Annotated in this window: 1 protein-coding gene; it reads left to right on the top strand. The window is 47.1% G+C overall.

The annotated features are described in order from the left end of the window. Positions 1–422: 422 nt before the first annotated feature. On the top strand, positions 423–1,673 hold the full coding sequence (gene gmtY, locus RA210_RS18665) for a gamma-mobile-trio recombinase GmtY (protein WP_201487619.1): 1,251 nt from the start codon (positions 423–425) through the stop codon (positions 1,671–1,673). Positions 1,674–1,782: the final 109 nt, after the last annotated feature.

Genomic DNA, 1,782 nt, shown 5'->3' with positions numbered 1-1,782 from the left:
TGTTCGGGGGAAACCAGATCGGCGATCAACTCCCGCGGCGTCTGGGAGTTCGTAGCGCTTTGCCATGCGGGCCTCCAGCCTGTCATGGCGCCAATTCTACCCGTTCAGACTTTTCGTACAGAACCTAGATCTCCGATAACTTAGCACTATCCAGGTTGGCAGGCCCATAGGTTTGTCTGCTGCTGTCAATCGCGAGCATCACTTGGCACGGTCTGGTCAAGTTCTAGCGGACGGCACGGGCGCGCGTCGACTCTTGCGGCCCGTTGAACTCGGCTCGAGTTCGCGGCGTTGTGCTGGCTGAGCCATCAGACCTGTTGCCATGCGAACCTCCTGATGAGGTCTCAAGAATTTAATGTGAATTATTGAGGCCGCAGGCCAAGTCTTGGTGTATTATTATGACCCCATACTAAATGTCACCTCCTATGAATAGCTCGCTAAAACTCCAGGTCGTTTACAGGGATGTGTCCAGTGGTAACAAGTATCAATTGCCTGCGATATATACGCGTAGTGGGATTCTGATTTCCCATGTGCGCTATTTGGCATGGTACTCGGAAAAGAGCGAGTCCTGGAGGGAGAAATCTGTTTTTTCGTTGAGGCTTTTAATCGATTATATAGAGGCTGCCACGGGCTTCAGGAAAACAGTGGAGCTATTAAAGAGCTTCACGCGAGCGTTGGAGGTTGGGACAATCGATTATGAGACGAGTAATGACCCTTTGGGGCTTTTTTGGAGGGGGCGAAATTCGGCTGATGCCAATGTGATTCTTTTTCACATTACTAACTATACTGATTTTCTTGCCGAGCAAGATGGTTATGATGATAAAAGAATAAATCCCTTTAGGAGGGCAACAAGCTGGGAGGAGCGTCTTAATTGGTGTGCCTACTATAAAAAGAATTCAAATGTATTCTTGAATCATCTATCTTCGCCCAGCGAGGCTAAAAAAGAGGCCTCCCTGAAAAGATTGATTTACATGCCGCAGCCTCCTGTTGTTAGCAATGAAAAAGCAGAGCGCTTTCCTGAAGGAAAAATAGAAGATCTCATTCGTGATGGTTTTGTTGTTGATGGAGTTCCTGATTACAGGTCTCAGGCAATAACAATGTTGATGAATTATGGTGGGCTTCGTAAGTGTGAGGTTTTTCATATATTTGTTTCGGATATAACGATTCATCCTGTTCACAAGGGAGAAGCTTTGGTTAGAGTTTACCATCCGAAATCTGGAAGGTCTCCTGATCCTAGGTATAAAAATAGGGCGGAATATCTTTTGAGTGAAACGATCTATAAACCTAGGAACTCCTATCGGTTGACTGAGCGCTTATATTCAGGGTGGAAAAATCCTCTATTGACTAGCAAGGATGGCTATTTTGAAGTTATTTTTAGTCCCACGCATAAGGCGAAAGATTTTCTGGATGTTTGGGTAAAGTATCTGAAGTATCAGCGTGCGGAGCCCAAGGTTTTTCATCCATTTGCCTTCACGAAGGATGATGGGGAGCCGGAGACGTTAAAAAATTTTCAAAGCAAGCACGAGCGGGCTGTGCGGCGAATCGGTTTAGAGTGCAAGAAGGAATTGGGTACTACAGAGCATGGTCATCGCCATGCGTATGGCTATAGAGCGCGAAGCTCTGGCTTAACTCAAGTTGATCTTCAGAAGGCAATGCATGGCGGTTGCAGGAACTGAGTGCAACACGGTTATTGGAGTGAAGCAGGTGCCTCATGATGCTTGGCCATCAGTTCGGTCATGACCTCGATGGGGCACTTGAAGCCGAAGCGCTTGCGTGGCCGAATGT

The sequence above is a fragment of the Pseudomonas sp. OF001 genome, assembly GCF_904426495.1.
In the GTDB taxonomy this organism is placed as follows: Bacteria; Pseudomonadota; Gammaproteobacteria; order Pseudomonadales; family Pseudomonadaceae; genus Geopseudomonas.
This window is presented reverse-complemented; position numbering and strand designations above follow the sequence as displayed.